At 45.2% G+C, this 26,204-nt stretch carries 24 protein-coding genes; 6 read left to right on the top strand and 18 right to left on the bottom strand.

The window, feature by feature from the left end; all coding sequences use genetic code 11:
• Nucleotides 1-60 precede the first annotated feature (60 nt).
• The 14 genes from ACHA99_RS16160 to ACHA99_RS16095 form a co-directional block, all read right to left on the bottom strand.
• Nucleotides 61-555 (bottom strand): MSHA biogenesis protein MshF, encoded by a 495-nt coding sequence (locus tag ACHA99_RS16160; RefSeq protein ID WP_219250674.1) that lies wholly within the window; start codon nucleotides 553-555, stop codon nucleotides 61-63.
• A gap of 50 nt (nucleotides 556-605) precedes the next feature.
• Entirely contained in the window at nucleotides 606-1,826 is a 1,221-nt protein-coding gene (locus ACHA99_RS16155) for a type II secretion system F family protein (RefSeq protein WP_126491075.1), read from the bottom strand.
• 2 nt (nucleotides 1,827-1,828) lie between these two features.
• On the bottom strand, nucleotides 1,829-3,589 hold the full coding sequence (locus ACHA99_RS16150) for a GspE/PulE family protein (RefSeq protein ID WP_393943827.1): 1,761 nt from the start codon (nucleotides 3,587-3,589) through the stop codon (nucleotides 1,829-1,831).
• Nucleotides 3,586-4,899 (bottom strand): tetratricopeptide repeat protein, encoded by a 1,314-nt coding sequence (locus ACHA99_RS16145; RefSeq protein WP_393943825.1) that lies wholly within the window; start codon nucleotides 4,897-4,899, stop codon nucleotides 3,586-3,588. The genes ACHA99_RS16150 and ACHA99_RS16145 overlap by 4 nt, the downstream gene beginning before the upstream one ends.
• A complete protein-coding gene (locus tag ACHA99_RS16140; RefSeq protein ID WP_393943823.1) occupies nucleotides 4,896-5,804 on the bottom strand; it encodes an ExeA family protein in 909 nt (302 codons plus the stop codon). The genes ACHA99_RS16145 and ACHA99_RS16140 overlap by 4 nt, the downstream gene beginning before the upstream one ends.
• Before the next feature lie 6 nt (nucleotides 5,805-5,810).
• Nucleotides 5,811-7,493, bottom strand: coding sequence for a pilus (MSHA type) biogenesis protein MshL (gene mshL / locus ACHA99_RS16135; protein ID WP_393943821.1), 1,683 nt, complete (start codon nucleotides 7,491-7,493; stop codon nucleotides 5,811-5,813).
• Nucleotides 7,494-7,507: 14 nt separating this feature from the next.
• Nucleotides 7,508-7,828 (bottom strand): MSHA biogenesis protein MshK, encoded by a 321-nt coding sequence (locus tag ACHA99_RS16130; protein WP_330147586.1) that lies wholly within the window; start codon nucleotides 7,826-7,828, stop codon nucleotides 7,508-7,510.
• Entirely contained in the window at nucleotides 7,815-8,465 is a 651-nt protein-coding gene (locus ACHA99_RS16125) for an MSHA biogenesis protein MshJ (RefSeq protein ID WP_131523452.1), read from the bottom strand. Before ACHA99_RS16125 ends, ACHA99_RS16130 begins: the two co-directional genes overlap by 14 nt.
• Nucleotides 8,462-9,064, bottom strand: a complete 603-nt coding sequence (locus tag ACHA99_RS16120; RefSeq protein WP_105251269.1) for a fimbrial assembly protein — start codon at nucleotides 9,062-9,064, stop codon at nucleotides 8,462-8,464. The genes ACHA99_RS16125 and ACHA99_RS16120 overlap by 4 nt, the downstream gene beginning before the upstream one ends.
• Complete coding sequence (locus tag ACHA99_RS16115) at nucleotides 9,061-9,939, bottom strand: MSHA biogenesis protein MshI (protein WP_263142551.1); 879 nt, start codon at nucleotides 9,937-9,939, stop codon at nucleotides 9,061-9,063. Before ACHA99_RS16115 ends, ACHA99_RS16120 begins: the two co-directional genes overlap by 4 nt.
• A gap of 245 nt (nucleotides 9,940-10,184) precedes the next feature.
• Nucleotides 10,185-12,128 carry an RNase E specificity factor CsrD gene (gene csrD / locus ACHA99_RS16110; protein WP_168825693.1) on the bottom strand — a complete coding sequence of 648 codons (1,944 nt, stop codon included), beginning with the start codon at nucleotides 12,126-12,128 and terminating at the stop codon, nucleotides 10,185-10,187.
• A 185-nt stretch (nucleotides 12,129-12,313) separates the two neighbouring features.
• On the bottom strand, nucleotides 12,314-13,558 hold the full coding sequence (locus ACHA99_RS16105; RefSeq protein ID WP_393943817.1) for a malic enzyme-like NAD(P)-binding protein: 1,245 nt from the start codon (nucleotides 13,556-13,558) through the stop codon (nucleotides 12,314-12,316).
• 522 nt (nucleotides 13,559-14,080) lie between these two features.
• Nucleotides 14,081-14,293 carry a 50S ribosomal protein L31 gene (gene rpmE, locus ACHA99_RS16100; RefSeq protein WP_063883331.1) on the bottom strand — a complete coding sequence of 71 codons (213 nt, stop codon included), beginning with the start codon at nucleotides 14,291-14,293 and terminating at the stop codon, nucleotides 14,081-14,083.
• A gap of 181 nt (nucleotides 14,294-14,474) precedes the next feature.
• Nucleotides 14,475-15,488, bottom strand: coding sequence for a FimV/HubP family polar landmark protein (locus ACHA99_RS16095; protein WP_393943815.1), 1,014 nt, complete (start codon nucleotides 15,486-15,488; stop codon nucleotides 14,475-14,477).
• Between the two features lie 102 nt (nucleotides 15,489-15,590).
• On the opposite strand from ACHA99_RS16095, the gene priA reads away from it, so the two are divergent.
• The 4 genes from priA to ACHA99_RS16075 all read left to right on the top strand — a co-directional run bounded on the left by priA (nucleotide 15,591) and on the right by ACHA99_RS16075 (nucleotide 20,915).
• Nucleotides 15,591-17,786 carry a primosomal protein N' gene (priA, locus tag ACHA99_RS16090; RefSeq protein WP_393943813.1) on the top strand — a complete coding sequence of 732 codons (2,196 nt, stop codon included), beginning with the start codon at nucleotides 15,591-15,593 and terminating at the stop codon, nucleotides 17,784-17,786.
• Nucleotides 17,787-17,909: 123 nt separating this feature from the next.
• On the top strand, nucleotides 17,910-19,655 hold the full coding sequence (argS, locus tag ACHA99_RS16085; protein WP_105251263.1) for an arginine--tRNA ligase: 1,746 nt from the start codon (nucleotides 17,910-17,912) through the stop codon (nucleotides 19,653-19,655).
• A 3-nt stretch (nucleotides 19,656-19,658) separates the two neighbouring features.
• The gene (locus tag ACHA99_RS16080) at nucleotides 19,659-20,375 is read left to right on the top strand and encodes an SPOR domain-containing protein (RefSeq protein ID WP_168825699.1); all 717 of its coding nucleotides are present in this window, start codon (nucleotides 19,659-19,661) and stop codon (nucleotides 20,373-20,375) included.
• A gap of 315 nt (nucleotides 20,376-20,690) precedes the next feature.
• Nucleotides 20,691-20,915, top strand: coding sequence for a hypothetical protein (locus tag ACHA99_RS16075; RefSeq protein WP_006083282.1), 225 nt, complete (start codon nucleotides 20,691-20,693; stop codon nucleotides 20,913-20,915).
• Between the two features lie 181 nt (nucleotides 20,916-21,096).
• Here ACHA99_RS16075 and ACHA99_RS16070 read toward each other — a convergent pair whose 3' ends face one another.
• From ACHA99_RS16070 to ACHA99_RS16060, 3 genes are read right to left on the bottom strand one after another with little or no spacing between them, the layout of a single operon-like run.
• Nucleotides 21,097-22,035, bottom strand: coding sequence for an SPFH domain-containing protein (locus tag ACHA99_RS16070; protein WP_181800857.1), 939 nt, complete (start codon nucleotides 22,033-22,035; stop codon nucleotides 21,097-21,099).
• Entirely contained in the window at nucleotides 22,035-22,970 is a 936-nt protein-coding gene (locus tag ACHA99_RS16065) for an SPFH domain-containing protein (protein ID WP_393943810.1), read from the bottom strand. Before ACHA99_RS16065 ends, ACHA99_RS16070 begins: the two co-directional genes overlap by 1 nt.
• 12 nt (nucleotides 22,971-22,982) lie before the next feature.
• Nucleotides 22,983-23,453 carry an NfeD family protein gene (locus ACHA99_RS16060; protein ID WP_113940097.1) on the bottom strand — a complete coding sequence of 157 codons (471 nt, stop codon included), beginning with the start codon at nucleotides 23,451-23,453 and terminating at the stop codon, nucleotides 22,983-22,985.
• Nucleotides 23,454-23,928: 475 nt separating this feature from the next.
• On the opposite strand from ACHA99_RS16060, the gene ACHA99_RS16055 reads away from it, so the two are divergent.
• Complete coding sequence (locus tag ACHA99_RS16055; RefSeq protein ID WP_263148021.1) at nucleotides 23,929-24,681, top strand: outer membrane protein OmpK; 753 nt, start codon at nucleotides 23,929-23,931, stop codon at nucleotides 24,679-24,681.
• A gap of 102 nt (nucleotides 24,682-24,783) precedes the next feature.
• Here ACHA99_RS16055 and udp read toward each other — a convergent pair whose 3' ends face one another.
• Nucleotides 24,784-25,542: a uridine phosphorylase gene (gene udp / locus ACHA99_RS16050; protein ID WP_105251257.1), complete on the bottom strand. Its 759-nt coding sequence runs from the start codon at nucleotides 25,540-25,542 to the stop codon at nucleotides 24,784-24,786.
• A 413-nt stretch (nucleotides 25,543-25,955) separates the two neighbouring features.
• Here udp and ACHA99_RS16045 point away from each other — a divergent pair, with 413 nt between their 5' ends.
• Nucleotides 25,956-26,168, top strand: coding sequence for a YdcH family protein (locus ACHA99_RS16045; protein WP_006083288.1), 213 nt, complete (start codon nucleotides 25,956-25,958; stop codon nucleotides 26,166-26,168).
• The last annotated feature ends 36 nt before the right edge of the window (nucleotides 26,169-26,204 follow it).

The following is a 26,204-nucleotide window of genomic DNA, read 5'->3' as shown; positions in this document are numbered from 1 at the left end:
CTCAGAAATTTTATTCTAACAGTTAAATCAATTTTAAAAAGCCATTGAGTTAACAATATTTTACGGAGCAGTCAAAAAAATGACCCTGCCAGAGTTCAGTTGATAGCCTAAACTATCGCCATTTTTAGACCGATAGTGACAGCTATTATCCTTAACCAAATAATCCGCCTCTAGACCTAAATTATCAGTTTCAGCACCCATTAACTGTTGCCACAAATCTTGGCAGCCTTGATCATTTAAGTGCTTAGGTTGTGGCCATCCTAAATCATTGATATCGACAACACTCAACTCAGTTTCTAAGGAGGGATTATCAAATACCTCCCAGTTCAATTGCAATTGTGGTGGCTTACCCAAAGACAACCACTGGGAACGCACCATCACTAGCACATTTAAAAAACGAGCGTGTTCCACTTCCAATCCACGAGCCGCTATTTGCGGTAGCGTAAAAAAGTACTTAGCTCCGATCACCGCCATGATAACCAATACAATTCCAATGGCGATCATACGTCCATAGATACGTAATAGATCGCTTTCAGCCTTTTGCTGAGTCTGCATTTAACCTCAGTCCCACGTATAAGATAGGAAATAAATATTATCCATATCGCTTACTTACCGCCTTTGACCACATTGAGCATATCCCACATTGGCAGGTATATCCCCAAGGCCAACACTAAGACAATCACGGCCACAAAACCGATCAAAATTGGCTCCAATTTCGCGGTGAGGTTCTTTAAATCATAGTCTACTTCGCCCTCATAGAAATCTGCCGCATCATTAAGTAATTGATCGATTTGCCCCGTTTCTTCGCCCACAGCCACCATTTGCAGCACTAGTGGCGTAAATAACTTGCTCTGATTCGATACCCTCAGCATAGAGTCACCAGACTCTATGCCACGGCGCATACCGACTATCTTGTCGTGCATGTAGGCATTATCTACCGCGTCGGCCACTAAACTTAAGGCCTGCGTCATAGGTACGCCCGCACTGAGCATCATAGAGAAACTGCGACAATAACGGGCTAAAGTCGAACGCTCAATAATCGACCCTACGGCGGGAATGTGTAACTTCCACTTATCCCACTGCTTCTCACCTTTTTCCGTATGGTGCCAGTAACGAATGCCGATAATAGTGCCAATCAGCGCCACCAACATCAGCGCCCAATAATTCACGAATAGATTTGATGTACCAATCAACACTTTTGTCGCCCACGGCAAGTCGGCGCCAAAGCGAGAAAACATCTCGGCAAACTTAGGGATCACCATGATATTGAGGATCACCATAGCGAGCGCAATCGCAATCAATACAAACATGGGATAACGCATGGCCGATTTAATTCGTCGCCGCGTCTCTTGCTCACGCTCGATATAACCTGAAAGTTGAATGAAGGCATCTTCTAACTTACCCGTGTTCTCCCCCACGTGCACCATAGAAACAAACAAAGAATCAAACACATCGGGATGTTGATTCATGGATGATGACAAGGGTCGCCCTGCGGTGAGCTGCTCAGAAATATCATTAAGCGCATCTTTCATTCGCTGGGAATGCGCCGTTTCAGATAAGCCTGCTATTGCCCGCAAAATAGGAATGCCAGAACGGGTCAAGGAGTACATTTGTCGGGTAAAAATCTGTAATTCTTCTAACGCGACTTTCCCACCAAATAACTTAGTCAATGAGAACGACTTAGCCACTTTGGCGACTTTGACTTCAAGGGGGATAATGCCACGCGCCAATAGCATGTCAGCAGCGGCACTTTCCGACGCGGCATCCAATTGTCCCGTAACGGATTGACCTTGACCACTGCGTCCACGGTATTGATAAATTGGCATAATTACGCCTCAACGCCTTGTTGGCTAATAATATCCTTCGACAAAGGTATCTGAGATTCACTCACGTCTTCCACCAACTTAGCGACCTCTTCAATCGTCGTCATACCTTCGCTCAGATATTGCAACGCTGACTCAGCGAGTGGGGTGAAGTTAGGGCTCTGCAACGCGGCTCTGGCAAAATCCTGCGGATTACCAGTACGCATAGCATCGATCATCTTTTCGTCTAGCTCGAGGATCTCAAAAATACCAATACGGCCACGATAACCACTGCCATTACAACTCTGGCAACCCGTGCCAATCCTAAAACTCGCATGGGTAAAATCTTTGCGGCTCACACTACTCAGCCAGGCTTTTTCCTGCGGTGTCGGTTGATACTCTACCCCACAGTTATGGCAGACACGGCGCACTAAACGCTGGGCAATAATCACCCTTAAGGCACTAGCAACTAAATAACTCGCAGCGCCCATATCGAGTAAACGCAGCGCACTGGTGACCGCATCGTTGGTATGCAAGGTCGATAGCACAAAGTGGCCCGTTAATGCACCCCTAAGGCCAATCTCCACGGTTTCTTGGTCACGCATTTCCCCCACCATGATAATATCGGGGTCTTGACGTAAGGTGGTGCGTAATACATTTGAAAAGTTTAAGCCAATCTTATGGTTAACTTGCACTTGGTTGATCCGCGGCAATTGATATTCAACTGGATCTTCGACCGTGATGATCTTACGGTCGGCGGTATTGAGCTCGCTCAAAATACCGTACAAGGTGGTCGTTTTGCCGCTACCCGTTGGACCTGTCACCAGTAGCATGCCGTGGGGACGTTTAATCTGTTTACGAATACGCGCCAAAATAGCAGGCGGCATACCGGTTTCGTTTAAGGTCAATAAACCCGCCGATTGATCGAGCAAACGCATCACCACAGATTCGCCGTGGTAAATCGGCATAGTCGACATACGCACATCGATATGATGACCTTTGATTTCCATATGGAAACGACCATCCTGCGGCAAACGTTTTTCGGAAATATCGAGACCCGCCATCAACTTAAGTCGCAATACTAAAGCCGCGGCAATATTAACTTCATTCAGAATCGTTTCATGTAACTGACCATCGATACGCTGGCGAATACGTAAGGCTTTATCACCGGGTTCGATATGAATATCCGAGGCGCGCATTTGCACCGCATCTTCAAAAATCGACTGCAGCAACTTAACCACTGTGGTTTCATTGTCACTATCACCCGACGTGAGGCTGGCTAAATCGAACATCTCATCGGCGGCGTATTCTTCTTCGAGCTTACCGGCGATCTGTGCAATTTGGTCTGTACGGCGATATAAGTTATCAAACGCTTGCAGCAGTTGCTGCTCGGGCGCTACCGCTAACTTCAAACGCTTAGGTGCGATAAGCATTTCGAGGTGATCGAGCGCCTGCAAATCCGCGGGGTCGCTCATTGCAACCAATACGCTATCGCCCCGGTCTTCAACCGCTAAAGCGCGGAAACGTCGGGCTTGCACCTCAGGAATAAGATGCACAACTTCCGCCGGGATCGGCATTTTACTGATATCAAGCAAAGGCACATTCAATTGTTGCGACAAGAACTGCAGCAACTGATGTTCGGTAATCGATTGCAAATCAATCAGAGTACGGCCCAGTTTTTTGCCCGTATTGCGCTGCTCAGCCAACGCCTGTTGCAACTGCGCTTCAGTAATAATGGTTTCCTGAACTAACAGATCGCCCAAACGCATTTTTAATCTGGGTTTCATTGGCTATCTCCTAGCTGAGTCAAACGTTGTTCGATAAAGGCACTCGCCTGCGCCGATAAGCCTCTATGGCCTAAAGCCGTCCGATAGGCTTGGCGTGCTTGGGGAAATTGCTGCTGCGAATCGAGCGCATAGGCCAGCCCCATCCACCATTTAGCCTGTTGAGGTTCTTGTTGTAATAATTGTCTATAGGCTTGTTCTGACAACGAAAACTGTCCTAAATTTTGCGCCAAATCCGATTGTGCCATCCACTTTTGTCTCGCCAGTGGATGCGTGTCAGGTATGTTAGCTAACGTCACTAATGCGAGATCAGCCTGGCCAGAGGCTTGCTGAACCCGAGCAAGCAATAAGGCAAAGTCTAACTGCTGTGGGAATAACAGCATGCCTTGCTGTAACACTTCACTGGCTTTGGCTAATTGACCTTGCCCATAATGCAGCGCAGCTAACTGCTTGCGCGCTTCATGCATACTGGGATCAAAGCCTAATGTTTGCTCATAATAACTAATGGCATCTTTGAGTTTGCCATCCCTTTCAGCCTCACTCGCTAAGGTGAACCGCTTCTGCGCCAGCTGCTTTGGGGTCAACTTCACCTCAGTAATCGCCATTTGCCCTTGCTGTTGGGGCGTGAGTCGATTAGTGCCTGCATCAGCTTTAACTTCTTGTACTTTAAGCTCATTGCTCGCATTACGGTCATTATCGGCGGCAATACTGGCACGTTCTGACATCATTAATGCCGATGGTGCGGCAGCAGTGACCTCGGCGCTTCGCACACTCGATGTCACACGATTTGACTGTGAATGACTTGGCTCGCTTGACGTATCAACTAGGTCATCTGCGAGTACTGAGCTCTCATCTTGTTGCCGTTGTGACTCTTGTTCAACCTCGTTTTCTGATTCAAATTCTTGCGGCTGATTAAGTACAACGTCGTCGACACTGGGTTCAAGCTTTTCACTCTTAGTCGTAAACTCCTGCGTAGTCGTAACTTTAAGCGGTTCTTCGACGACTTCGACGCTTGCTGAAGGCTGTCTCGAGGTAATCTTGTCTATCTGAACAGGCTCGATTTGAGTCTGAGTAGATTCATTTTGCCCATTTGTTTGAGCCGAAATAGTCGCTTCAGCAGGCTTTGCCATGAAAAGTTGCCAGCCATAAACCGCGCCGCCACCGAATAGCAATGACACACCACAGAGCAGCAGCCCATTAAACGGAGCCCGCCTGCGAGCTAAATATTGCACCTGTGGCTGAGCCACGTTGCTGAGCTCATGCCCCTGCTGACGCTTGTCGAGATCCTGCAGCATCTTGTTGATCACGCTCATACAACACCCCTGAAAAAGTGTTGTAATCCCAAACCGAAAGCCACTGTCATCAACGTGAAAAAAGGCAACCATTTCCACGATAATAATCGGCGAACACTTGCATCTTCGGTGTCTTGAATTGCGGCTTTAACGTGGGAGGTTTGCACACGAGTAGCGCCTTCGCCGAAACTCAATAACAAGGCTTTATGGGCAAGAATATTGATCAATCTGGGGATCCCTCGGGACGCATAAGCTATCTGACGTGTTTCCCGTGATGTAAAGAGTGGTTCGCCCGCACGCCCAGCGATAGCTAATCGGTGGCGAAGATAAGCGTCGGTTTCATCCCATGTTAGTGGGCGAAGGTTGTAGCTAAAAGTAATCCGCTGTCTTAATTGCCTAAATTCTTGGCGTTTAAGCCTGTCATCGAGCTCGGGTTGCCCAAATAACACTACCTGTAATAATTTGCGTGTCTCGGTTTCCAGATTAGTGAATAACCGCAGCGCCTCAAGACTGTCGTCCGGCAATGCCTGCGCTTCATCGAGTACCAATACAATGGCGTGCCCGTGGGCGCTCAAAGCTAAAAGCTGCTGTTGAATAAGTCCTGTGAGTTGCTGCTGGTCGATATTGCTGGTGTATTTAAGGCCCAGCTCACTCGCTACCGCCCAGCGTAATTCAGCTGGCGTGAGATAAGGATTAGGCAAATATGCGCAATGAAACTGACTCGGCAATTCGTTAATGAGCTTGCGGCAAATCAACGTTTTACCTGTCCCCACTTCCCCTGTCACCTTAATAAAGCCCTCGCCCGTTTGCAGAGCGGTTTGCAAGACTTGCAAGGCTTCCACGTGTGGCGACAGGCCGAAAAAAAATCCGGTATTGGGTGTCAGTGAAAATGGGGCTTGGCTTAGGCCAAAATGCTTCTGATACATAGAAGCTTACTTTGTCTCCGGATACCAACGATCTAATAAGGTCTTAGAACGTTGTAGCTCCGTTTTCCAGGTATCAACGCCAACTACCGTAGGTTTTAACAGAATAATAAGCTCGGTTTTCTTCTTCTGCTTACTACGGTTTTTAAACAATTCACCGAGGAAAGGAATATCACCCAACAAAGGCACTTGCGATACCACTTCAATGTTTTCACTCTTCATCAAGCCACCGATGATGACTACGTCACCGGAGGCGGCGCGGATGACAGTATCAGACTCACGAATTTCACTCTGCGCTAAAGGTAGCTCCAACGAAGCGTCACTCACTTTGATGTCTTTAGTCTGCTCTTTCACATCGATAACGGATGGATGCACGTGCAATAACACATTGCCGTCACTATCAATTTGCGGCGTAACGTCTAAGGCAATGCCCGAGAAAAACGGCGTGAGCTCGACTTGTGGAGTGGTCACAGGCGTTGTGCCCGCTACTGTGGTCGATGAAACATCAGTGACAAAGTACTCATCAGTACCGACTTTGATCACCGCTTTTTGGTTATTCGATGCAGTCACCCTTGGGCTAGACAATACATCCACATCACCTTGGGTATCTAATAGGTTGATCATGGTCGTAAAGTCAGAACCTTTAATACTCAGCGAGGTCACACCACCAATCGCCGAGGTGATTTTATCGTTTAAACTAGGGCCCGCTGATGTTCCAAAATTCACATTCGTATTGCCAACATGTCCCAGAACATTATCCCATTGGATACCTTGCTGATAACCATCGGATAAGGTGACTTCGAGGATCTTCGCTTCTAAAATCACTTGGCGCTGCAAATGACTTTCTGCGGAATTTAAGAAAGTACGCACTTGACGTAATTCACTAGGAAAAGCACGAATGGTCACTAAACCCGCCTGCGGCGTAACAACAACCTGACGACCGCCACCTGTTTCGCCGATTATCGAGGATAATGTCTCTTTCAAGTCCCCCCAAAAATCTGTCTTAGTACGCGAACGGATAAAAGTACCGTTGCTACTATCGCTACCGCTATTACTGCTCGAGTTATTGCCATTACTGCTGTTCGAATTATTGTTATTATTCGAGCCGCTATTGTTTGAATTGTTATTGTTCGAATTACTATTGGAATTATTGCTATCCGAAATCCGTCCTGAACTCACTGACGTCACAGATAAGCCATCGCGTTCCATATAGAGATAGTTCAGCGGAAACGTCTCGGTACGCATCCCAGCAGGAAACACTCTTAGGATGCGCCCTTCGCGACTCACTTCGTAGCCGTAGATATCTTCAACCACTTGAATTGCTTCAGTTAATGTCACACCTTTAAGGGATAATGAGATCGTACCTTGCACGTCAGGATGTACGGCGACACTCAGTGGTGTACCTTGGACTAAGCTTGGAAAAAATACTTTAGCATCAACATCGTGGGCTGATACATCGAAACGACGCTCAGTTTCCAATGTGGGGGTCAAACCTGATAGCAATGCGCCTGAATTCAATTCCCGCTGAACCGCGTCCGGCATAGTCGCAGGCGGTGGCGTCGTTGATGCCGTTGCCGTCGCCATTGAGGCCGCTAATTCCGCCTTACTCGCCTCCGGCTGTGGCCTATTTGTGGTCTGACACGCCACAAGGCAAAGTGAGAGCAGAGGTGTAAAGTATTTAATCGCTTTCATCTGAGGTGTATTCCCTATCTCTCTGTTATTGCTTGAAACAATGTCAATTTCCGTCCATCGGACAGCGATACATAAGTGGGGGTAATTTTAACGATACTCAGCCCCTGAACGCTGTCACCAACAGACAATATCTTGTTATTTATCACAGCATAAGCCGTGTTTCCTGAGCTTACTATGCTGTTAAGTACAAGCGCCTGATCCTGCGTTTGACTCGCATGACCCTGCACAGCAAAGCCTTTACCGGGCAAAGTCGGGTCGCGCAGCGATTCAGCAGACACCATAGTGCTACTAACCAATAACAACACACTGATAATATAAGACTTATTTAGAAACACTGATAAAGTCCTTATTAATACTCAAGGTATAAAGTTCAATCTCAACGGTCGCTTTTGGATATTCCGCAACTTTATAGTCGAGACGCTTCCAATAAAGTTTATCTGGCATGGCCTCAACGGCTTCCACAAAGCGCAACACAGAAAAATAATCACCCTCTAGACTCAAACGAATACCATGACTATATAGATTGAGTTTTTTCTCTTCACCCACAGGTAATAAAGGGATGGGCGCTATCGACATAAACTTAATTAATTTAATCCCTTGCACTTGTCCTAGTAAATTACCCAGCAACTGCGGCATATAGTCTGCCGGCACCATATCCACCATCTGCTCATCGAGCTGGGCATCTAGGGCTTGATTCTGTTGCTGCAACAGCACTAAACGCTGTTGGTAATCTTGATTGGGATCTAACGCTAAACGTTGCTGATACAAGTCAATCTGCTGAGCCGAAATCGCGTTTTCCTGCTCTAAGGCTTTTAGCTGTTGTGAAACAGCCACATGGGTTTTCCACAGGGACTCTAAAGGTAAATAACTCAGCATGCCGACCACGGCCAGAATGGCGACTGAGATCAACACTCGCTCACGGCGACTTAGCGCATCAAACTGTTGTCCTAATTGGGCTAACTTTTGCTTCATTGCGCGGCTTCCTCCTTGTTATCGCTTTTCAAGGTAAAGGCCAAAGGTTTATCTTCACCGCGATCCATGCTCATCGACGAGAAAGCTTGCCCCTTTAAAGTCTGCGTAGTTTTGAGTTTGCCAATCCACTGCGGAATGCTTTGAGGATGGTCGGCAAAACCTTCGAACATAAAATCTTGCTCATTAATGACGATATGACTAAGCCAAACACTCGCATCCGACACGACGGCTAAATCTTTAAGAACTGGCGCAAAACCACGGCTAGTTAAAGAAGTCCTAAGACTCAATTCTCCCATGAGTAATTGCTTCAGCTCTAACTGTTGTGCCGCTAAATCGACTCGCGCAACAAGATCGGCATCGGGTTTACGCGCAGCAATTTGTGCTTCTAATGCCTGTTTTTGGGTATCGAATTGCTGCTTTTGTTGGGCAGCCAACTGCTGGGCCTGTTGTAACTCACTGACTTGCCAGTAGCTATAACCACCTAAAACCGCAAATAAGATCGCAAAAACCAAGGCGTAAGCACTTAAACGCGCAAAGGTTAATCTTTGCTTCGGGGGTAATAATGAAGGAGTGTAAAGATTGACTCGGTATTTAATCACTCAGTACCTCGATAAAATTCAGCAAAGGCTAATCCCGCCATTCGCGCGCCAACACAGCTTTTATCAATGACATTCACAGCTTGATTGAAGTTTGCCGAGACTAACTTAGCTAAAGCATCCACGGCACCATCCGCGAGGAGTTCGATAGAAGATACCGGAGCCTGTCTCAATTGACTTTCAAAATAATCCATAGAACGCTGAATTTCTAAGCTTAAATTGTCTGCCATGCCATAACTTAACTCATCCGCTTGAGTCTTATCCAATTGAGTAAATCCGCGCACGCGACGCTGCATATACAGCTGACCTTGCTTAACCACAGTCAGTAGCAATTCTTGACCGGGATTATGGCTTACTACCAGACGCGCTTGGTTGTCATCATTAAATAGGTTAGTTACGGCTAACTCTTCGATACTAATACCGAAAAGTTGTAAATCTTGTTCATGAATGGCCTGCACCATGCTCACTAACTTAGCTTTATCCACCACCACAACATTGATTTTATTACTCGGAATGGGTGACTCAAAGTAATCCAAATGGATTTGCGGTACAGGTAGCGTGACCATGTCTTTAATTGACCACAGCAAAGCTTGGGATAACTCGACAGTATCGACATTCGGTTTATCGGTCAGCAGCAATTGATAAAGGCCTGAAGCCAAAATCAACTGTAACTGTGCATTGGGAAAGGATTTAGCCACAGCAGCAAACGCCAATGACCAGTGCTCATCTTTCAGCTCAAAGGGTAACCACTGCTCAGCATTTTCTTTTTGGGCAGGTGCGTAAACCCATAATTTATCGGCGCAGACATAGACACCAAGGCTAGTCGGTTCTGTTCTCTTCTGCCAAAAGGCTAATCGACCTATAAGACTTTTTTCCATAAAGATGCCTATAACCAACTGAATTTAAAAGCTTGAGTAGTCTCTTTCGCACAAACTTCCTGTCACTCCACTCTCCAGTGCTCCTTGACCTATGACCTGCTCGATACAGAATAAAAACCGCAAACGTCATATTTTTGGCACTGGCTAGTTTAGCCGCAAATGCTCGTATTTTATAGATAAATACGTGAATAATAGGATCTATTTGTCTCTAAGACGACATTAATCACCCAAACACTGAACTTCCCTTACTTAGCCTCTATGGGTTCACTGAAATACATTCCCTGCGCTGCGCCAACACCGAGGATTTGCAGTGTCTGCCACTCTTCAAAGACTTCTACCCCTTCGGCGCAGACTTGTACTTCCGTTCGATATAAACCGCCAATCAAACTGCGGATAAATAATTGGTTTTCTGGTCGTAAATGAATATGACGCACAATGGATCTGTGTAACTTAATTAAATCAAAATGGCATTCGCGAATGTAATAAGTACCGACAACCTGCTGACCCACATGATCGACGCATAATCTCGCGCCCATTTTACGGATCATATCTAATTTAGGCTGCAACTTTTCTTGATGTTGAATAACGATATCTTCAGACACTTCGAAAATCAGTCGCGTGGTGAGATGGCGATATTCTAATAGCGTCGTTTTTAGCCATTGAGTGAAGGCTCGGCTCATTAGCGAATCCAAACTCAGATTAATACTGTATATCTGCGGCGCTGATTTCTTAACTGTTTGAGCATTCGATACGCCGTCTGCTAATTCATTCGACAATAATAACAATACCCGCTCAATAATTTGCCGTTCAACCTGTGGCATTAAGCCACATTTATTAGCCATTGGAATAAACAGTGTGGCACGGATTAACGCCCCCTGATTATCCCGAGCCCGCGTAAATATCTCTTTATGGTGCTCATTACCATCTGAATCAATTATCGGCTGGCTAAAGGGGAAGAATCGCCTTTGCACTAACGCATTTTCTAAAAAACTACGCCAACGCACTGAGCCTTTGGCAAATTCTTCATCAATCGCGCCTTTGTCGTACATAAACCAATTACTATTACCCTGTAATTGTGCCGCCCTCAAAGCCATATCGGCTTCTTCAATTAACTGAGCCGCATTATCGCCTGCGGTAAAATAAGCGCATCCGAGGTGGAAAAAGTTATCGCTATTCTCAACATCAGGCAAAGGCTGGCTTAGACATATCTTGAGTAATTTGCTGGCAAATTGATCCGCTTCAATTAAGGAGATTTGCGGCACGACTATGGCAAATTGATTATGGGAACGACGGGCAAAAATACTATTAGCTTGAGTTTGCAGCAATTGACTTATCGCATTAACTGTCGAGTTTAATAGCTCTTTCGTCACTGCTTCACCTTGGGATTGCTGCAATAAATCCAGATCATCCATTTCTAATAAATAGATTACCCCGTGGGCAAGCATAGCCTGATTATGACTAAGGGCGTCGAGACGATTATTCAAAAAGAGTCGGTTACCAATGCGCGTTTCCGCATCAAGAAAGGTATTAGAACGGATGAATTTGTCGAAACGCCCCCGCTCCTTTTGTGCGTCCTGTAACTCTTCTAACAACTTAGTCAAAGCACGGTTAATCAGCCTTGGTTTACCATTTCCAGGGGTAGCGAGTGCTTGCTCATACTTACCTTGCAGAATCAATCGACTGCGTAAGGCTAATTCTTCAATGCCATCGAGCTGCTGTGAAAACCATAAATAACCAAAACGCACTAAGGCAGCCACAGCTAAGATACCGACCAACAAAATCAGAATTTCATACCAACTGAAAGTGTAATGCTCGAAGGGCTGAGTCAAGGTTAACTGCATACGCAAGCCTGATGTCGGCTCTAGCACATGGTCATACACCATCGCATTTTGCGTAGAAAGGTTGCCTTCATAGGCAAATAATACTTCATCTTTCAAGGTCAACCGAAAATTAACGGCATTGTAAGCAAGCAGCATAGGCGGTAGCCAAGCCTCTAGCTCCCAATCAGGTTGGTGTTGAAACTGATCGACTAACATAGTTTCGAGTTCAGCGACTTTTTGCTGCTGAAATTTATAGGTCAGCTGCACGAAACTCATCATAGCGCTCAGCAAAAATACGAAGGCGATAGCGGCTAATGACATTAACCAAAAGCTGGTTAATTTTGTAGTTAACATTCGGGTGAATTTCATCTATCCGCTATCCTGCAGGATTATTATAATTATTTGTGCGATTTTAACAGAAGTTCAACAAAAGTTGTCCGTTGATTATTCAGTAGCATAACCTAAAAGGCAACTAAGACGCTGTGACTTTAATGTCCACTTAAAAACAAAAAAGAGGCTAATTAGCCTCTTTTCGATGTTTTACCACTTTTAGCCTAGTCGGCGTATTTAGGTAAAGTGGTGATCGCAGCCACACCAGAGTCGATAGCCGCTTGTGCAACAGCACGGGCGACATTTGGCAATAAACGTGGGTCCATAGGTTTTGGCAGCACGTATTCTGGGCCAAAACTCAACGACGTCACATTAGGGTAAGCCTTCAATACACTCGCGGGCACTGACTCTTTTGCCAGTGATGCAATTGCATGAACTGCCGCAATTTTCATCTCATCATTAATGCAAGACGCACGCACATCCAATGCGCCACGGAAAATAAATGGGAAACACAATACATTATTGACTTGGTTTGGATAGTCGCTACGACCCGTACCCATGATCAAATCACTACGCGTTGCATGAGCAAGTGCAGGTTTGATTTCAGGATCTGGGTTAGAACACGCAAAAATCACTGGCTTATCGGCCATCAGCGCGACTTCTTCTGCACCAATGACGTCTGGACCTGATAAACCTAAAAATACGTCTGCGCCTTTAATAACATCAAGAAGCGTGCGTTTATCAGTATCATTCGCAAATAGTGCTTTATATTCATTAAGATCTGTACGGCCAGAATGAATAACACCTTTAGTGTCTAGCATGTAAATATTGGCGCGATTCGCACCGCATTTTACCAGCATAGTCATACAAGCGATGGCAGCAGCCCCCGCCCCCATACACACAAAAGTCGCGTCGCTTATCAACTTGCCTTGAATTTCCAGCGCATTGATCATACCCGCCGCAGTCACGATTGCGGTGCCGTGTTGATCGTCATGAAATACTGGCACTTTACAACGAGCAATCAATTCACGTTCGATAACAAAGCATTCGGGCGCTTTAATATCTTCAAGATTGATACCACCAAAAGTGTCAGCAATCGCAGCAACAGTATTGATAAATTCCTCAGGCGTATTATGCGTAATCTCAATATCTGTCGAATCGATATTCGCAAAATGCTTGAACAATAATGCTTTACCTTCCATTACAGGTTTAGAAGCCAAAGGGCCCAAATTCCCTAAACCTAAGATAGCCGTACCATTGGTAATCACGGCAACCGTATTACCTTTATTGGTATAACGATACGCATTGTCAGGATCTGCAGCGATTTCGCGTACTGGCTCAGCCACACCTGGGCTATAAGCTAGGGCGAGATCGTGACTCGTTTCGGCGGGTTTGGTAAGGCAAACTGCGGTTTTGCCTGGTATGGGAAATTCATGATAATCGAGTGCTTGTTGACGAATATCTGACATTTTAAAATCCTGAAATGCGACATTTATAATTTATGAGAGTAAGACCTACCAACACACATCTAGTCTCACCAAAGGGTGATGTTAATAGTCTGGCTGGTCGGGGTAAGATACGCCAATAAGGGGAATTTATAAATAAGAGATTCATAAATTTCACTTTAGCCGCCAAATAGACCCTCTAAGCTTAGTTTTATAAACTTATCTCCTATAATAAAGCTGCATTTCTTAATATGTTTTGTAGGAAACAAACATATATTTTGTAGTTACTGCGGTAGTTGTAGCGACTTAATCTCAAAAATGTTGGTTAAATTACAATATATGGCGACTAGCATATTTATCTTATAGTTAATTGCTATAAATAAGTCGAATTATACACTTGAACTCTCAATACTGAATAAGTTGACGATTTATTGAGTGAAGTCGTACCAGCTAGATATGTAAAATAAGCGGAATAAAGAAAATCGACGAATAACAAAAAGCAAAAAGGCGCCATAGGCGCCTTTTCTAGAAACAATGCAATCGCAATTATTTCTTTGCAAGCACTGCAAAGCGCTTGTTGAATTTGTCGATACGACCGCCGGTATCAACAACTTTTTGTGTACCAGTGTAGAATGGGTGACAAGCACCACATACGTCTAAATGCAGATCTTTACCAGCAGTAGAGTTTACTTTGATAACGTTACCACAAGTACAGTTTGCAGTGATGATAGCGTATGTTGGGTGGATACCTGGTTTCATTGGGGTTACCTCAAAAGTGTAAGGCCATGTCGCTCTTCCAACCCGTAGTCGGACACCACATGCATGTTAATAACAATATGTTTAGGGCGCAGAATGGTACAGCATACCTACAAGGGATACAAGTAGATTATCTGAGCGTTTGCCGGTTAATCCGTGTCTATTTTGACTTTAGTTAAGCGGCTTATTTTCCCGCTTCTTTAGCCTCAAATACCGCCCGCGCCTCTTTAGCATCAGAATGCTGATCCAAAATCATTTTCGAAGGACAAGATAGCACCGCATTGCTCTTGAGTGCATTGATTCTATTCTTCGAGAAAGCCACAGGATTTGCCTCGTAAATCGCCAACATAGCGCCATATACACTCACATCCCAATCCTTGGCATATCGATTGGCGATACGCCACAACGTCTCGCCAGCAAGATACGTTAACTGGCAATGTTCGGGCGTCTGTGAGGCCGTTTCAGCAATATTCTGTTTCTGCTCATTATTTGCCGTTTTCACTATTTCTGGAACCACTGTTTCAGTTGCAGCGTTTTCAACAGCCCCTTTTTCAACAGCAATCGTCTCAGAGGTTTTAGCGAAGGCGTTTATCTCAGTAGCCGACGTATTTTGTTTATTCGCGGCTTCAGGAAATTTAAAGCCAGTCACCACTTCTACCGTTGGTACTTTGGATTGGGTATTTGCAGCAGTAACAACAGTCACTGCGGGCATTACCTCTTCAAGTGGCTTTGATTCTACCACCACTTTTACAGGCTTAATGCCCACTTTATCCGCACTTTTTGGGGCGCCCGCTGTGGTGGTATTTTTAGTGTCCGAAACCGCTTTTGTCGTTAACGCGGCAGAGGCCGGTTTAGCCGCACCGAATAAATTGATACTTTTGACGTCATACCATCGGTCAAGGCGATACTCTCTCACTAAGAGTTTAGCGCTGCTATCCTTCACATCTTCAACGCCAGTGAGTAAAACTAAAAAGCGATTAATCTCCTCAACCATTAACCTTTCTTCGCCGCTAGCTTGCTGCACGACAAACTCTAAGCGCGACATATCTTGATTGTCTGCGATCACATTCACCCTGAGTTTAGGGTAATAGCCTAATTCAAACATCCGGCTATTAATGCTCACATGGGAGACTTGTGCCATGCTAGGTGCGCTGCACACCAAAGCAAGTAGACCTAATGATTTCACTATATTAGCCATTTATTTACTCTCAACTATCCTTGGTAAACCATCATTAGGGCTAGCCCTAGCCAGCCGCGCTGAGTACACTAAACCACATTCTTGTCTAAGACTTGCCTGCATATGTCATTGTTTGTCGAAGTTGCGTTACCTGTGCCTATGCGGCAAACCTTTAGCTACCGCGTACCCGAATCCTATCCTAGTACACCGCAAATAGGTGTGCGCGTTAAAGTTCCCTTCGGTCGTCAACAATTGATCGGGTTAGTCACAGGTATCACTGAGTCTTGCAGCTTAGCCCCAAAGCAAATTAAGTCTGTGCTCGAGTTTATCGACGATAAACCTTTACTGCCTGAATCACTTTATAAATTAACTCTTTGGGCTGCGAGATACTATTTTTGCAGCCAAGGGCAGATGCTAACCCAAGCCTTACCTGTGGCCCTGCGTAAAGGGCTAGATGCCGCGCCACAAAAGATCCAATTCTGGCAATTAACTGAAATAGGCCAAAATATTGCGCCCGAAGCGGTTAAACACGCACCCGCACAGAAAAAACTACTCGAGTTACTCAAAACCGCCAGCTTAACCCAAGAAGAGGTTATCAGCTTAGACATCAGTAAAGCGGCGCTTAAAGCCCTAGAAGATAAAGGCTGGGTGGCACGCCATGAAAAAATTGCCGAGCTTAACCTCGACTGGCGCACCACACTCGAAATGGACGAAACGCCACATAAACTCAATAAAGAACAAGCCGTCGCCGTTGCCACTTTAAATCTGCAACAAGGATATCACTGTACTTTATTAGAAGGCATTACCGGTTCGGGTAAAACGGAAGTCTATCTTGCTGTACTCGAAGAAATCCTCAAGCAAGGCAAACAGGCGTTAATTTTAGTGCCTGAAATCGGCTTAACACCCCAAACAATCAATCGCTTTAAGCGCCGTTTCAAAGTCAATGTTGCCATTTTGCATTCAGGGTTAACCGACAATCAGAGACTCGAAGCATGGCGCCAAGCCCGCTGTGGTCAGGCCGCCATCATTATTGGCACGCGTTCAGCCTTGTTCACACCTATGGCGTATCCCGGCATCATCATACTCGATGAAGAACACGACAGTAGCTTCAAGCAACAGGAAGGTGTTGGTTATCATGCCCGCGACTTGGCAGTCATGCGTGGCCATTTAGAAGCGATTCCGGTGATTTTGGGCACAGCGACGCCCTCACTCGAAAGTCTACAAAATGCCTTAAGCGGCCGTTACCATCATTTACAACTGGGTGAACGCGCAGGTGCAGCTAAAAAAGTGCGCCAAGGCATTATCGATATTAAAAATATGCCGCTGAAAGCCGGTATGTCAGTGCCGTTACTGAACGAAATCCGCCTGCATTTAGACGCAGGCAACCAAGTCTTGTTGTTTCTCAATCGCCGCGGCTTCGCACCAGCCCTGCTTTGCCACGAGTGTGGGCACTTACACGAATGCGACCGCTGCGACGCGTTTTTCACAGTACATCAATCCCTTGGCGAAATTTGCTGTCACCATTGTGGCAATCAATACGCCATCCCCAAGCAGTGTCACAAATGTGGCAGCACTATGTTGATGGGCCAAGGCATAGGCACAGAACAGCTCGCAGAAGCGCTGCAACAGGAGTTTCCGAAACATCCAGTAGTGCGCATCGACCGTGATACGACCCGCCTAAAAGGCTCATTAGAAACCCACTTAAATGCGATTCATAAGGGGGAATATAAAATCCTCGTCGGCACGCAAATGCTGGCTAAAGGCCATCACTTCCCTGATGTGACGCTTGTTGGGTTACTCGATGTCGATGGCGCCTTATTTAGTGCCGACTTCCGCGCACCTGAGCGTTTTGGGCAACTCTATACCCAAGTTGCAGGTCGTGCAGGGCGCGCCAGTAAACCCGGCACAGTATTATTGCAAACTCACCAGAGCGACAATCCCATTTTGCGGGATTTGCTGCACCGCGGTTATGGCGAGTTTGCTCGCAGCCAGCTCAAAGAACGTCAACAGGCACTGCTGCCGCCAGCATGGCACATGGTGTTGGTGCGCGCCGAAGCGCATTTAGCCAGTGATGCCGATAACTTTCTCAACGCCTTTGCAGCGCTTTTGCCACAAGATAAAGAATTTGAGGTGATTGGTCCTATGCCAGCGCCCTTAGATAAAAAAGCTGGCAAGTTCCGCCGCCAACTCTTATTCCAAGCTAAAAACCGCAATCGCTTGCAACAAGAGTTTGAACGTATTCATCCGCTTGTAGAACAACTTATCGAAGCTAAACGCTGCCGATGGAGCTTAGACAGAGATCCGCAGGATCTCCTCTGAGTCGAGTATTTCACAATCATTTGATAAAAAATCATCGGGAAGATAGCAATTGTTAACCACAAACGGCTAAAATATGCGGTTATTCCCTGTATTCACTCTTAAAGTTAGTGCCGATTAGAACCCATGAAATCACATATCCAATCATTACTTGAACAAACTCTAGAATCCTTTAAACAACAAGGTATTGTGCCTGCTGACTTTGAAGCACGCATTCAGGTAGATCGAACCAAGGATAAGAGTCATGGCGACTTGGCAACCAACTTAGCCATGATGCTGACCAAGGTCGCAGGCAAGAATCCACGCGAATTAGCCCAACTGATCATAGATACCTTACCGGCTTCGGCTTTTGTGGCTAAGGTTGAAATTGCAGGACCAGGCTTTATCAACTTTTTCATCAACGACAGCGCCTTAGCAGATCAACTGCAAAATGCCGTCAACGATGAGCATTTAGGCATTAAGTTACCGACACCACAAACCGTTGTTGTCGATTACTCTTCACCCAACCTCGCCAAAGAAATGCATGTAGGCCATCTACGTTCAACCATCATTGGTGACAGTGTTGTGCGTGCGTTAGAATTTTTAGGCCACAAGGTTATTCGTCAAAACCATGTGGGCGACTGGGGCACACAATTTGGTATGTTGCTGGCCTATATGGAAGAGCTGCGCGCCAAAAATGGTGAAGAAGCTCAACTTGAACTGTCTGATTTAGAAAACTTTTATCGTGCCGCTAAACTGCGTTTCGACGAATCAGCAGAATTCGCCACCCGCGCTCGTCAGTTAGTGGTTGAACTGCAATCTGGCGACGAGTATTGCAACAAACTGTGGCGCGAATTTAACGATATTTCGTTAAGCCACTGCCATGAAGTCTACGCCCGTTTAGGTGTGAGCCTGACCCGCGCCGATGTACACGGTGAAAGTGCTTATAACGCCGATCTCGAGCAAGTGGTTAAAGATTTAGATGCCCAAGGTTTATTAACCGAAAGTAACGGCGCTAAAGTCGTATTCCAAGAAGCCTTCCGCAACAAAGAAGGTGAGCCATTGCCTGTTATCATCCAAAAGGCCGATGGCGGCTATTTGTATGCCACCTCAGATCTTGCGGCAATGCGCTACCGCTCGAACGTGTTAAAGGCCGATCGCGTCCTATATTTTGTTGACCTACGTCAGGCACTGCATTTCCAACAAGTCTTTAGCCTAGCGAAACTGGCTAAGTTTGTCCGTGAAGATATGTCGTTAGAACACTTAGGTTTTGGCACTATGAACGGCGAAGATGGCCGTCCATTCAAAACTCGTAGCGGCGGTGTCGTTAAGTTAGTTGACCTGTTAGAAGAAGCCAATGTGCGCGCGCTAGAACTCGTTCGTAGCAAAAATCCTGATATGGATGAGGCCACGCTGACTGAAATTGCCCGTGTCGTTGGGATCAGCGCCGTTAAATATGCTGACTTGTCGAAAAACCGCACCAGCGATTACATTTTCAGCTTTGAACAAATGCTCAGCTTCGAAGGCAATACCGCACCTTACCTGCTGTACGCTTACACCCGTGTTGCGGGCATATTCAAGCGAGTAACCGATCTGGATCTCAGCCAAGCGAAAATCGTGCTTGAGCATGAAAAAGAGAAAGATCTTGGTAATAAGTTGGCGCAGTTCGGTGAGATCCTCAATCGTGTTGTCGATAAAGGTCAGCCGCACGTACTGTGTGCTTATTTATATGAATTAGCGGGTGCTTTCTCTAGCTTCTACGAAGCTTGTCCAGTACTTGCCGCCGATAATGATGCGCAAAAGAACAGCCGTTTATTACTCGCGCAACTGACGGCTCGTACGTTACAAAAAGGCCTAAATCTACTCGGTATTGAAACCTTAGAGCGGATGTAAGCCATGAGTAATCGCGATTATGCCAATAGAAGGCCGCAGTCGGGCGCTAAACCGCGCCCAATCCGCGCGACTCGCCCAACTCGAGCAAAGCCTTCACAATCTAAATCGGCGCCGCGTAAGAAGCTGCCGCTGACCTTGATAGGCTTTGTCATACTCGCTGTGGGTTGTTTCGTCTATTTCCTGTCAAGCATTAAAGATAATGCTAAGCAAGAAGTGAAGCCGATACCCGCTCCAGCCAAGAAAACGGAAGTACAAGTTAAGCCTCAAGAGACAGCAGTGCTTACTCCTAAGGTCAAAGAACCTGAACGCCAAGCGGTCGTTATCCCAGTAGAGACAACTGAAACTGCTGAGCTTATTGTTCCGCCAAAGAAAGATCCAAATGCTCTGCCACCACAACCAAAGGAAGAATGGACCTATCTCAACGAGCTTGAAAATAAGCATGTTGAGGTCGATATTCCCGATATTGTTGCGAGCAGAACACCGATGCAATATCAGTTGCAGTGTGCTTCTTTCCGCCAAGAATCACAGGCGAACGAGATGAAAGCTGTCATCGCTTTCCAAGGTTTAGAGGCGCAAGTGAGACAAGTCGAAGGTACGACTGGCGTATGGTACAAGGTTGCTTTAGGCCCCTTCGAGCGTAAACGTGATGCAGAGCGTAAACGTCATACACTGCAAAAAGCGGGGATTAATGGTTGCCAGATTCTAGCGATTCCTAAATAAGGCTTTAGCCTACTCCTGATAGACTATTAAGAATAAATAGCGGCCAGCGTTTTATCGCTCGTCGCTATTTTTTTATCCGTATAACATGACTTACTTATTGATTCTGCCTACCCATAAAAACTCAGTTTTAAACAACAACTCATTTCAAATTTTCTGATCTACTAAATTTATAACCCATTATTTGTAAACAACAAAATCCTTTATTAAGAAAGATTAATATGCAGTTTAATTGACCTAGATCAAACTTAGGCGTATCTCTTAATTAACAGCAAGACCGCTGTATCTGTGTCAAATCCAACCTCAGGGTGAAGTATTATGAATGCATTAATCGAGATAGAAGCCACCGAATTCAGCCAATTGTTCAAGAGTGGCGACATGCTGGGAATTAGGATGTTTATGGAACATGTGCGCATGCCACTGGATGTTCAAGACAAGATTTATGACGAAATTTCTGCGCTTCAGCAATTAGAACAAAACCAAATTGCCAAGCTCATTGAAACCCACGCCCATTCCCAAATTCATGAACGCCTAGCTTATTAGCCTTCCATTCAATGAAAAATTTAACTATGCCCAACTGCAGCTTCTGGCGGTTCATTCAACAGAAGCTGTCTAACCCACCCACTCTCCATCACACAGAATCAAATTTCAGCCAAAAAATAAGACCAAACACCTGAGTATTTGACCTTAATGAACTAGCTAGTTTCAGATTTTAACCACAGCCTTAGCTCGGTTTTTCTTCCGTTAAGCCTATGCTATTCATCCAGTAATCGAAATCCACCATATTACCCGGCAATACGACTCGACTATTCTTCTGGCTTAAGCCATCGAGCTGTTTAAAGTATTGCTCACCGAGTTGCATCCGCAGGGCATTGTGACCACCCGGTGCGGCAATAACAGAGGCGAGACGTTCAATCGATTCTGCCGTCGCACGGGAAATGGTTAAAATTTCCTCAGCCTTACCTTCGGCTTCGTTAATCCGGCGCTGCATCTCACCTTCAGAACGGTTTACCGTTTCAGCTTTAACCCCTTCAGAACGGTTAATTTTACTCTGTTTGTCACCTTCACTCTTAGCCAATAATGCACGGCGCTCACGCTCGGCATTTACTTGCATTTCCATGGCATTTTTAACGGTTTCAGGTGGTGTAATATTTTTAATTTCATAACGATGCACGCGTATTCCCCACATGGCACCCGCTTGATCTAAGACTTGCACTACCTTGGCTGAAATCACATCACGCTCTTCAAACGTACGATCAAGATCAAGTGTCCCAATGACAGAGCGCGTCGTCGTTTGCGCCAACTGAATTGCTGCATAACGATAATCGGTAATACCATAGCTGGCCTTCACTGGGTCAGTCACAGAGATATAAATCACCCCATCCACTTCAACGTTTACTTCGTCGCTCGAGAAACATTCCTGCGGTGGTACGTCAATGGTTTCTTCTTTCAAATCATGAATAAAAGCCACTTTATCCACAAAGGGGATCAAAGTATGGAACCCCGCATCTAACGTACTGTGATACTTACCTAAACGCTCAACAATAAAAGCCGATTTAGTGGGTACTAGGCGGATCGATTGAAATAGTTTAATCACAAAAATGGCAAATATCAGGCCCCAAATCGCCATCACAATCAAATCTGTATCTACTGGAATATTCATTATCGCGCTCCTTTGCCAAGATTATTCTGGCCACTCATAGTCTGAGTGACTTGCTCCATGCCTTCGAAGAAACCTTCAAGTTTTGCCATTTCAGCGGGAACAACAGAGACTTGTGCATCATTGAGGATCTTACCAACTTGAGCAATAAACTGTTCTTTTAATAGCATATTCATCGCATCTGTACCGCCATTGATGGCTAATGCTTGCGAGATCATTGCCATACCTTCGGATTTTGCTTTGGCTATGATAGCGATCTCCTGACCTGTACCTTTAGCTTCATTAATCCGTTTCTGTTTTTGACCTTCTGACAGGTTAATGGCCTCTTGGCGCTCACCTTCAGACATATTGATCATCGCGGCTTTTTCGGCATTCGCTAAGGTGATTTCGGCACGTTTACGGCGTTCAGCTTCCATCTGCTTCTCAAGAGTGTGGATCACATGGCGTGAAGGCGTGATATTACGAATTTCATAGCGCAATACCTTGATCCCCCAAGGCTCGGAAGCCTTATCTATTTCCCGCACTATTGATTCATTTAAGCTATCACGTTCAGAGAAAGTCTCACTCAAACTCAGCTTACCGATTTCAGATCGCATAGTGGTCTGGGCTAAATTCACAGCTGCTTTACGGTAGTTTTCAATACCATAACTCGCCAATTTGCCATCCATCACTTTTAGGTAGACCAAGCCGTCCACTTCAAGTTGAGTGTTATCTTTGGAGATACAACTCTGTGGCGGCACATCTAATACTTGCTCACGGGTATCGTGACGGTAGGAGACTCGATCGAAAAAAGGGATCAAAATATGAAATCCAGGTTCTAATACTGCGCGGAATTTGCCAAGACGCTCAATGACATGCACTTCACGCATCGGCACAATTAACATCAACTTATAAAGAATAAAAAAGATAAATAAAACGACTAAGGTAAATACAAACATAGATTCCATCCTTTAGTTTTTGGAAGCTTCTATTGAAATAGGCTCAACGACTAGAGCGATATTTTCACGACAAATAATTCTGACTTCGGTACCCGCCTCAATAATGCTGCCATCGCCAAGCGCTGGCCATTCACTACCTTGAAACTCCACCCGCCCAGGTGTTTGCCCAGGACCTATGGTCTGCTTTACGCGAACAATTTGATTGTATAGTTCGATTGCTTCATCCGTGTTATCCACATGGGAATCACCACCAACGAGCCTCTGAGTGACTTGTCTGAAAGCCAATAACAACACAATGGCAGAGATAAACCACAGGGTCATGCTCTGCACGACACCTTCGACCAGTCCTATGCCTAACGCACCTGCCACGACTAAACAAGCCGCACCCAGCAACACTATTATGCCACCTGGAACCACTATTTCGGCGAGCATTAACACTAAACCAATCACTGCCCACACTAAAATCGGATTTGAAAACTCCATATTTCCCCCTGAAATGAGAGTGTCCTTTACTGCACTATAACAGCAGAGTTTCGGATAATCGACATAATATGTCAAAATTTACCCTGTCAAAACGCACACTCAATCACCTATGACTTAATCCTCATTCTCCCATATCCGCCCACGAAAGCCGTCAGGTTGTTTTAAAATTAAGCATAATCAATTCAAAAAGATAGCAAGACCCCAATCCACAAGCGGCGCAATAACAATAAAAAACATTAAAAATCAATTATCTAAAAATAAAATCCCTCACTAATGATTATGTGATTTTGACAACAACATTCGATAAAAACTTTGAATAAATGTAAATTTTTGCATATATTGCCCCCACTTTTGAGCAAGTCCTTTGACGTACACTCGCGCTAGGTTTGAACTTACCCATCAAACCATGCCATAGGTCAGAGAGCGGATTGAGTAAGACACGAATTAACTTCGACCTATACAACAGGAAATAACAATGAAAAAAACATGCCTATGCCTAGCACTAATGCTTTCTCCTCAAGCATTTGCGGGTGACTTAGTACAGTGGTGGGATTTCAGTGCAACAGCCCTCTATGGCGAAGACTACGATTTAGCGCCATCGGATAAACAAGCCACTATTACCTTAGAAACGGCTGGCGGCTGGAAATACGGTGATTGGTTTGCCTTCCAAGATTTTATCTATTTCAAAGGTAACGATACAGGCATGGAAAGCACTACCTATGGTGAAATTTCGCCACGTTTTAGTGCCAGTAAAATTCTTGGCGAAAAAATAGCCTTTGGCCCAGTAACAGACTTGTCTCTAGCGTTAACCTATGAAGAAGGTGAAGGCCCAGTCCACAGCCTACTTTACGGTTTAGGGGTTGACGTAGCAGTACCATACTTTACTTATCTTAACTTTAATACCTATCGCCGCGATGGTATGAGCACTGGTAACAATAGTGACGGCTGGCAGTTCACTCCTGTATTTCGTATCGATATCCCTGTTGGATCTGCCAACATAGTACTCGATGGCTTTATCGACTGGGTATTTGCCACCGACGATAACGGCTACGAGGAAAACTTCCATTTCAACCCACAGCTAAAATACGATCTCGGTAAGAGCCTGTTCGGTGATCATCAAGCCAATAAATTATTGGTGGGTATCGAATACGATCTGTGGACCAACAAATACGGTGTGAAAGGCGTCGATCAAGACACTTACTCTGTGATTGCTCAATACCATTTCTAATCGGTATCGGCATAGTTTTAAAGCAACAAAAAAGGTGCCATTGGCACCTTTTCTATTCTGAGCACTCACTTTGCAGGGGAGTGTTGCTTAGCTTACTAAAAATTAAGCTAACAATTTTTTCGCTGCAGCAACCACGATAGAAACCGCACTCACTTCAGTTTTCTTCATTGTGGCTTCATTAGGAATTTCTTGTTGGGTGCGGTTTACAATCACACCAGCAACGCAGGCTGCACGCCAACCTTGAGTGGCACACATAGTGAACAAAGTGGAAGACTCCATCTCATAGTTCAGTACGCCCATATCTTGCCATTCTTTCATTGAACCCGCGAAACGACGCGTTACACGGCCTGTGACAGTGTCATAACGCTCTTGGCCTGGGTAGAAAGTATCAGAAGAAGCTGTTACGCCAATGTGTGGCTCAACACCAGCATCGCGACACGCTGCAACCATAGCAGTGGTACATTCAAAGTTTGCAACCGCTGGATATTCCATAGGTGCAAAATGTAAGCTCGCGCCATCTAAACGTACTGAAGCTTGAGTCACAATCACATCACCCACATTAACATGAGGTTGGATTGCGCCTGTAGTCCCTACACGCAGGAAGGTATTCACACCTAATTGTGCAAGTTCTTCTACTGCGATAGAAGTAGATGGACCACCGATACCAGTTGAACACACGACTACTGGCTTGCCATCGGCATACGCTAAATAGCTTGTATACTCGCGGTGGCTAGCAAGAAACGTAGCATTGTCCATTAGTTCGGCAATACGTTTTACACGCTCTGGATCACCAGGAACGATTGCTAAGGTTGCACCATCGAGCATCGCTTTGGTCAAACCTAAATGAAATACATCAGCCATTGTGAAAACCCCTTTCATTTTTGATAATTAAATTCTTATAAAATCGACTTTAACCTAGTATCGAAGCGGTGAAGGTTAACTTGATCACAGAATTATCGGCAAGAAGTAATTGTTTAGTCGTAATGAAATTACCAACTACACCAGCATCTGCTCACAAGATAGCAAATTTGCCCATATTTCGAATGTCAGTCTGATTTATACCAAACAAAGTGTGAACTAGATCCTGAACTCATGCCAGAGTCTGTGGCAACAAATACCTAAGGCACTGATTTAAAATAGATTAAAATAAATCATCCATTAGTATTAATCTAAGTGACCGCTAAAAGTGATCTAAGTCACGTTTAACGACTTGGTATAAGGTTAGGGTTAAGGCGTAACCTGAAGTGTAGTAAATGACGACAAGGAGAATGCCGATGTTTCCAGAGTACAGAGAATTAATTTCCACCCTGAAAACCCAAGATGCTCATTTTCAACGTAAGTTTAATGAGCATAATCAGTTAGACGAGGAAATCAAACAACTGGAAAAACGTGTCGCCAGTGATTTCAATCCCACAGTGAAAGAACTCAAAAGCAGAAAGTTACATTTAAAAGAGGAAATTTATCAGATCCTCAAATCCCACGAGTAATCCTACTATTACTCTAAAGACAAATAAGGGCGCCTA

The organism is Shewanella sp. S23-S33, assembly GCF_043359565.1.
GTDB lineage: Bacteria > Pseudomonadota > Gammaproteobacteria > Enterobacterales > Shewanellaceae > Shewanella > Shewanella oncorhynchi.
This window is presented reverse-complemented; position numbering and strand designations above follow the sequence as displayed.